Source organism: Pseudomonadota bacterium, assembly GCA_010028905.1.
In the GTDB taxonomy this organism is placed as follows: domain Bacteria; phylum Vulcanimicrobiota; class Xenobia; order RGZZ01; family RGZZ01; genus RGZZ01.
The window spans coordinates 1-5,371 of record RGZZ01000351.1 but is presented as its reverse complement, the minus strand read 5'-3'; the positions used below and the strand labels follow the sequence as shown (position 1 = coordinate 5,371).

Genomic DNA, 5,371 nt, shown 5'->3' with positions numbered 1-5,371 from the left:
GGCTTGCCCGATTGCGGGTGCCCCGACCGGTGGCGGCGCGGGTGTCGCGTTCCCAGGGGCCGGAGGCGCCGCCGCCACAGGCGGCGCAGGAGGAGGAACGCCTGGAGCACGCGCGGGCGGCGCGCCGGCCCCGCCGTGCTTCTTCTCGAGCATCTTCAGCAGCTCGCTGATATCGGGATCCGGCATGCTCTCACCCTTCCCCGTGCATCACGATGTCGGGCCCGACCTCGAAGAGGCAGCTCGAATTGCCCAGCCCCGCACACTCGGTCTCGCGGGCTCCGTAAGGCGCGGACGACTTGTCGAGATGCTGGAGCGCGCCCGCCAGAAGGCCTGCCTCGAGGTGGCACAGCGACATCTCGACAGGAGGCAGCCCCGTGCAGGTCGCGCACTCCTCGAGGCGCACCATGCGGATAGCGCCGGACGTCGACTCGACCGTGACGATGGCGATGCCGTTCTGACGAAAGAACTCGATGAGCCCGGGCACATCGACGAACATCATCTCGCGCACGAGCTGAGAGCCTGCCTTGTACCCGCCGTCGAACAAGGACTTCTCAGCGTACGCGCCGCGTGAGTCTGCAACGGCAAACAGGGAGATGTAGCGATACAGGAAGAACGGCACCTGTTCGCCCAGTGACTGGCGCGGATCGGTCGCCAGGTCCATGACGGTCACGTCTTCGAGTTTCATGGATTGTTCGCTGCCCCGGAAGAACGTCTGAGCGTGGCTCAGGTCAAGGATTCGTGCCGCCGCGAGGGGCGTCCTCCTTTTGCAGCGAGGCGCTTTCGCGCCGTCGCACCGCAAGCAGCGGCGCCTCCACGTCAGGATGATGCCCGACGTGGATGTCTGCTCCGTAGACCTCTCTCAAGAGAGCGGCGGTGAGCACCTCGGCGGGCGCGCCATCGGCCATCACGCGCCCCGCCCGCATCACAACGAGACGCCGGAAGAAGAGCCCGGCGAGATTGAGATCATGCATCGACACGAGCACGGTGAGCGTGCGATCGCGATGGAGCGCGAAGAGAAGCTCCATGATCTCGACCTGGAAGCCGATGTCGAGATGCGACGTGGGCTCATCGAGGAGCAGCACCTCCGGCTCCTGCGCCAGCGCCTGGGCCAGCATCACGCGCTGGGCTTCCCCCCCGGAGAGCTCGCCGAGACGACGGTCACCGAGGCGCTCGACGCGCATGGCGCGCATGGCGTCGAGCACCACCTCCGCGTCACGAGCGCGCTCGATGCCGAGGCGCCCCTGATGCGGTGCGCGTCCCATCATCACAACCTCGCGCGCGGTGAACGGGAGCTCGACCTGAACGCGCTGGGGAACAAACGCCAGCCGCCTGGCTCTCTCGACCGCGGGAAGCGCCGCGCAATCGACGCCCTGGAGCAGCGCCTGCCCGCTCGAGGGACGCGCGACGCCGCTGAGCACACGCAACAGGGTCGACTTGCCGCTGCCGTTGGGCCCGAGAAGCGCAACCATCTCGCCCCGATCGACCCTGAGCGTGAGCTGCTCGAGCGCAGCCGCACCCGCACGCTGACGGTAGCTGAACGAGACGCCCCGCGCCTCGAGCACAGGCGCATCGGGCCCAGGGGTAGCAGAGCCCATCAGAGCGACGTCACCGAATCCGTGTCGAGCCCCATCGCGTCAGCCTCGCAGCCGCTCTCTCGAGAGACGCGCGGGGGCGGTCCGGCACGCAGCAGCGCGTCCTCGATCTTCTGGCTGCGCGCCTGCGCCAGCTCGCCCGCAAGCCCGAGATGATCGTTGCCTTCCTGCATTCGCGTGATGGCGGAGATCAGGGCCTCGGTCTCTCCGCTCTCGACGAAATCGTCGAACCCGCCGAAGCCCTCGCGGTACATCGACACCCCTTTGCTGAGCAGGTAGATCATCTGACGCGCGTGGTCGTCATCCGGCATCTCGTGCCGCTCTGACTCGAGCTCGGAAAGAAGCGCGGGCAGCCCCTCGGCCTCGAACTCGTCGATGCGGCTGCGCACGATGTGATACGCCTCGAGAAGCGGCTCTCCCGGCGCGCCCTGATGGACGTACTCGTAGGCCCGACAGCTCAGGTTGTACAAGAACTCGGTGGGGTAGGCGCGATCGGGGGTGAGGTACGCCTTGCCTTCCTCGATGTCGAGGGAAGACGACGCGGCGGCCCCCGCAATCTTGAGAAGCTGGGCGTTGCAACGCTGACAGAAGTTGAGTCCGCCCGGATTCGACTGGCCGCACTTTACGCAGTTCATGGCGCTCCTCGCCCGCCCCAGAGCGCCATCGACGCTCTGACCGTGCATCGTGAGTTCGCTTCGCCGCGCGGGCTTTCCCTGTTTTCGAGGTGCGGCCGTGCCGGGACCACCGTCGTCGCGTCCCTCAGAGCTGGCTCAGACGTCTGCGCAGCAGCACGAAGAAGAACGGCCCCCCGAAGAGGGCGGTGAGAACGCCCACCGGGAGCTCGACCGGACTCATGGCGCGCGACGCGGTGTCTGCCAGAACGAGGAAGGTTGCGCCCGCGATGGCCGACACCGGCAGCAAGACCCGATGGTCAGGGCCGCAGGCCGATCGCGTGAGGTGCGGAACGAAGAGCCCCAGAAACCCGATGAGGCCGCTCACCGAGACCGCCGCGGCGGTGAGAAGCGACGCGGCGGCCACCACGACGAGCTTGGTGGCCTCCACGTCGACGCCGAGCGACGAAGCCGACTCCTCTCCCATCGACAGCAGGTTCAAGCGATGTGCAAGTGCGCCCAGCGCGAGGGCGCCAAGCACGAAGTAGGGCACGACCAGGCCAACGAGAGACCATGTGGCCAGCGACAGATCTCCCATCAGCCAGAGCACGATCTCCTTCATGCGCCCGTTCGCGGTCGCCATGATGAACGACACGAAGGCCCACAGGAACGAGCCCATGACCACCCCCGCAAGAAGGAAGGTGTCTACCGGGAGCCGGCGTTCTACCCTGGCGAGACGAACGACGCAGTACATGGTGAGCAGCGCGCCCGCAAACGAGAACAAGGGCCGGAGCGACTCGGCCGAATCAACGCCGGACGAGAGCCCCAGGGCGATGGCGACCGCCGTTCCAAACGCCGCGCCGGACGAGGTCCCCACGATGTACGGATCGGCCAGCGGGTTGCGCAGGAGCCCTTGAAACGCCGCGCCAGCCAGGGCCAGACACGCGCCGACCAGAGAGGCCAGCGCCAGGCGAGGCAGGCGGATGTCCCAGATGATGCGTGCCTCCTGCCCGAGCATGTCCCGGGCGCGATCACCGCTGTCGACAACGGTACGCAGCGCGGGCTCGGCGAGCACGCGAACGATGGTCGCCTCCGAGATGCGCACCGTTCCGACGTCGAGCGACAGCAGCGCAATGCCGACGTAGAGCGCGACCCCCACGAGGAGGCCGCGGAACAGGCGAAGCACCAGCGACTGCGCGGTCATTGCGTGAGCATCCGGGTCAGCCCGTCGAGCGCCTGGGTCAAGCGTGGCCCTGGACGTACAAGGGTATCAGGGTCGACTGCCCACACGCGCCGATTGCGAACGGCGCGCAGGCTTCCCAGTCCGGGCTCGGCAGCAAACGCCTCGACGCTCGACGAGGTGAGGAGAACCACGTCCGGATCCCGCGAGAGCAGCGCCTCCGGGCTGATCCGGGGGTACTGCTCGAGCTCACCGAAAACGTTCACGCCTCCAGCAAGGCGAATCATCTCATCGATGAAGGTCTGGCACGCCGCCGTCTGCAACGGTCTTCCCCAGATCTCGATGAACACGCGGGGACGTCGTTGCATCGGCACCTCGGCCAGGCGACGGCGCAGCGCCCCGACCTTCGACGTGAGCCTGGCGCTCAGACGCGCGGCTTCAGCCGGATGGCCCGTGCGCTCGCCGAGTCGCCCCAGGGTCTCGAGGTAGCCGTCGATGGTGGAGGAATCGACCTGCAGCACCCGCAGCCCGAGTGCGCGCAAGCGCCGCACCAGGTCGGGCGGTGTGAGCCACTCGGCCACCACGAGATCCGGGGCCATCGCCACGACCCGTTCCACATCGACGTGCATATCCCCGATTCGGGGAAGGGCTCGCGCTTGGGGAGGATAGTTGCATGAGGCGGTGCAGGCCACGATCTGCCCCCCCGCGCCAAGCGCATACAGCATCTCGGTGGTATTGGGCGCAAGGCTCACCACCCGCCGCGCCACGCCGCGCGCCGGGGCAGACTCGAGCTGGAGGGCAGCCGGGGTGCATCCGGCCACGACGGTCAGCGCGACCATCACCACGAGCGCCAGCGCGCCCGCCGTGCGCTTCCTTTGCCCGGACAGCAAAACAGGGCCTGCCGAGCGCGGCAGACCCTGCTTCATGCCGAAACCGAGATTCTTAGAGATGGATGTCGCGGGTCGGCGGGATGGGCGTGCCCTTCACCGGATCGACGGGGTCGAGGGTGACGAAGCGGAAGTCGAGGTTCGACTGGCCGTGGTTGCGAATGCGAACCTGCAGGCGGTCGTACTCGAGCGACGTGAGGTTGTGCGGCAGCGAGAGCCAGCGGTTCGGGCTGATGTTGGCGAACCGATGGATGAGCTCACCGCGGGGGTTGTAGAACGAGACGTCGCAGTGCATCTGGAGGTACTCCGGCTGATTCACGTCGACGTTGAACTTCAAGCTGGGGTAGTTTCCAATGACGTCGTAGTACTCGATCTGGAAGAACTTCGCATTGTGGATGTCGAAGCGCGTCTCGTACTGCTTGGGGAGGTAGAAGGCCTGATTCAGGTTCGGGTAGAGATACTTGGCATACTTCTGGTTGCCCAGGCTCGTGATGAGGCTGTGCTCTCCGAGACTCTCCTCCGCCTGTGCAGGCGTACGCATGAGCATACCGCCCAAGGCCAGCATGGCCATCGTCGAGATGACCAGCGTCCATCCGGCAAACCGCTTACGGGTCGTTCCTTTCACCTTTACCTCTCCTTCCTGTCATGGCAGGGGTCAGATGTCTACACTGCGCGACTCGCAGGCCTGCCGCCCGGTCGGCTCGATGCTTGCTCGAGGCCCGTGGGAACCACGCGATGCCCCCCGCCTGAAGAGACAGGGAATCTCGAGCCATTCGGGCTTCGGTGCGATGAAAATAGATTCCTTCCGGGCAGACCGCAACCACGACCCGAGATGTCTCGAGCCGACTCCGCAGTCACATCGAGTTTCCGCGCCGGCGTCTTTCCTCCTCCTCGGCGATCAACTGCTGTCGCACAAGTCGCAGACGCCGGATGAGACGGTCTTCATCGATGCGATGACGAAACACGGTCTGGCCATTGATCTTGAGCACGGGCGCCGTGTCGTGGTGCAGGCCGTAGGCCACCCGATCCTGGTTGATGTCGACCTCTTCGAGATCGAACGGCTCATAGGGGCGGACCCGCTCGAGAACCCGGCGGGCGCTC

7 protein-coding genes are annotated in these 5,371 nt (G+C 66.5%); all 7 read right to left on the bottom strand.

From position 1 onward, the window contains the following. Positions 1 to 190 precede the first annotated feature (190 nt). On the bottom strand, positions 191 to 685 hold the full coding sequence (locus tag EB084_18785) for a hypothetical protein (GenBank protein ID NDD30309.1): 495 nt from the start codon (positions 683 to 685) through the stop codon (positions 191 to 193). A 43-nt stretch (positions 686 to 728) separates the two neighbouring features. Next, entirely contained in the window at positions 729 to 1,595 is an 867-nt protein-coding gene (locus EB084_18780) for an ABC transporter ATP-binding protein (GenBank protein ID NDD30308.1), read from the bottom strand. Beyond that, complete coding sequence (locus tag EB084_18775) at positions 1,595 to 2,227, bottom strand: hypothetical protein (GenBank protein ID NDD30307.1); 633 nt, start codon at positions 2,225 to 2,227, stop codon at positions 1,595 to 1,597. The genes EB084_18780 and EB084_18775 overlap by 1 nt, the downstream gene beginning before the upstream one ends. A gap of 124 nt (positions 2,228 to 2,351) precedes the next feature. Next, positions 2,352 to 3,407 carry an iron ABC transporter permease gene (gene btuC, locus EB084_18770; GenBank protein NDD30306.1) on the bottom strand — a complete coding sequence of 352 codons (1,056 nt, stop codon included), beginning with the start codon at positions 3,405 to 3,407 and terminating at the stop codon, positions 2,352 to 2,354. Further along, complete coding sequence (locus tag EB084_18765; GenBank protein ID NDD30305.1) at positions 3,404 to 4,309, bottom strand: cobalamin-binding protein; 906 nt, start codon at positions 4,307 to 4,309, stop codon at positions 3,404 to 3,406. The genes btuC and EB084_18765 overlap by 4 nt, the downstream gene beginning before the upstream one ends. A gap of 16 nt (positions 4,310 to 4,325) precedes the next feature. Further along, complete coding sequence (locus EB084_18760) at positions 4,326 to 4,895, bottom strand: hypothetical protein (GenBank protein NDD30304.1); 570 nt, start codon at positions 4,893 to 4,895, stop codon at positions 4,326 to 4,328. Between the two features lie 229 nt (positions 4,896 to 5,124). Further along, positions 5,125 to 5,371, bottom strand: a 247-nt coding sequence (locus EB084_18755; protein ID NDD30303.1) for a hypothetical protein, incomplete at its 5' end; no start/stop codon positions are given.